This window comes from Parafannyhessea sp. (assembly GCF_051876455.1).
GTDB lineage: Bacteria > Actinomycetota > Coriobacteriia > Coriobacteriales > Atopobiaceae > Parafannyhessea.
Genome location: NZ_JBJEHW010000163.1, coordinates 1 through 2,112 on the forward strand (window position 1 = coordinate 1; position 2,112 = coordinate 2,112).

At 65.0% G+C, this 2,112-nt stretch carries 1 protein-coding gene; it reads left to right on the plus strand.

The genetic code is table 11. From position 1 onward, the window contains the following. Positions 1–27 precede the first annotated feature (27 nt). Positions 28–2,076 carry a penicillin-binding protein 2 gene (gene mrdA, locus ACI38Z_RS07235; RefSeq protein ID WP_439789519.1) on the plus strand — a complete coding sequence of 683 codons (2,049 nt, stop codon included), beginning with the start codon at positions 28–30 and terminating at the stop codon, positions 2,074–2,076. Positions 2,077–2,112: the final 36 nt, after the last annotated feature.

The window sequence follows — 2,112 nt, forward strand, 5'->3', positions numbered from 1 at the left end:
CACTACTCCACGAAGGGCCTGTAGCGCATGGGCGTCTTTTCGGTGATTCTGGCCATCGTGGCCGTTTTGGCCATTGCGGTGCTGGTCGTGGCGTTCATCTTTTACAGCAAGGGTGACGCTCGGTTCAAGATGGACATCGGCGGCTCGGCACCTCGCGCTGCCGGCGGCGACGATCCCTCGGGCGAGGAGCGCTCGCACGGCAGGCTGAAGGGCCTCGGGATCTTTGGCGGCGGCGTCATCGTGGCGCTGCTGGCCCGACTGTGGGACATGCAGGTGCTGCACTCCGACGACTACACCAGCCAGGCGGAGTCCAACCGCACGCGCACCATATCGGTCGCGGCACCTCGCGGCCGCATCCTGGACCGCAACGGCGTCGAGATCGTGTCGAACCGCCCCTCTGAGACCGTGGTCGCCAGCTCCGACGTGGCCAGCAACGACATAGAGCTCCAGCTTCTGGGGAACCTCATCGGCATGCCCGTGGTCGCGGTCAAGAGGAACATCGAGGACACGACGGAGGGTGCCCAGTCGGCACGCAAGGTGGCCTCCGACGTCTCCAGGCGCGTCGTGGCCTTCATCGGCGAGCACCCGAACATGTTCGACGGCGTCAACGTGGAGCAGCGCACCTCGCGCTACTACCCCATGGGCAACCTGGCGGCGCACGTGGTGGGCTACACCGGCACCGTCACGAACGACCAGCTGCAGTCCAGCAGCGACTCCGACGACGAGGGCGCCATCGAGTACGAGTCCGGCGACATCGTGGGCCAGTCGGGCGTCGAGTACCAGTACGAGAACGTGCTGCAGGGAGTGCGCGGCGAGCAGGACGTGTACGTGGACGCCAACGGCAACGTGCTGGACTACTCCACGTACGTGGCCCCCACCAGCGGCTCTGATGTCGTGCTGACGATAGATGCCACGCTGCAGAAGGCAGCGGAGGAGTCGCTGGCCAACGTCATAAAGCTGATTCAGAAGAACGCCACCCCCACGTGCAACGCGGGCTCGGTCGTGTGCCTGGACGTCACGAACGGGGAGGTGCTGGCCATGGCCAGTGCCCCCACGTTCTCGCCGAACATATTCGTGGGCGGCATCTCGAACGACGACTGGACGGCGCTCTCCAGCGAGGAGAACGGCTACCCGCTGCTGAACCGCGTCATTTCGGGCCAGTACCCCTCTGCCTCCACGATCAAGCCCATCGTGGCGTTCGCTGGCCTGGACAACGGCATCTGCACGGCGGATACCATATTCGACTGCACGGGCTGGTGGACGGGCCTGGGCGCGGGTGCCGGGCAGTGGTGCTGGAAGCACTCGGGACATGGCAACATCGACCTGCAGAACGGCATCACCTACTCCTGCGACGTCGTGTTCTACGAGATAGGAAAGGGCTTCTACCTGTCGAGCGAGCCCGAGAACCTGCAGGCGAAGTACCGCGAGTGGGGCCTCGGCTCAAAGAAGGGAATTGACTTGCCCAGCGAGGGCGAGGGCCGCGTGCCCACGCCCGAATGGAAGTGGGAGTACTACTCCAACTACTCGGACGACGACAGGACCTGGAAGGGCGGTGACTGGACGAACCTGTGCATCGGCCAGGGCGACCTTCTGGTGACGCCCCTGCAGATGGCCTGCGCCTACATGGGCATCGCCAACGGCGGCACCGTCTGGCGCCCCCACGTGCTGAAGTGCATCAAGTCGGCAGCCGGCACGGGCTCCGTCGTGGACTACGTGCCCAGCCAGGAGTTCACCGTCACCGAGGACAGCTCGTACATGGAGCTGGTGCACCAGGGTCTGCAGGGCGTCATCTACAAGGAGGCGGAGTGGCAGACCAAGCACTGGGATACCATGAGCGAGACCATCGCCGGCAAGTCCGGCACGGCCGAGGTGGCAAACAAGCAGCCCACCGGCTGGTTCATAGCCTACGCCCCGGCGGACAACCCGAAGTACGTGGTGGCCTCCGCCATCGAGGACGCCACCTGGGGCTCCAACAGCGCCATGTACGTCGTGCGCGACGTCATGGGCGCCATATTCGGCGAGCCTGACACCGTGGCAAAGAGCTGCGCACCCATCTCGTCCTCGTCCGACACGTAGCAAGGGAGGTTGGCACACGTGAGCACAACAACTCGT

Bases quoted from the DNA above. Each gene is read 5' to 3' on its own strand.
- mrdA (WP_439789519.1), top strand. From the start codon at position 28: ATGGGCGTCTTTTCGGTGATTCTGGCCATCGTGGCCGTTTTGGCCATT.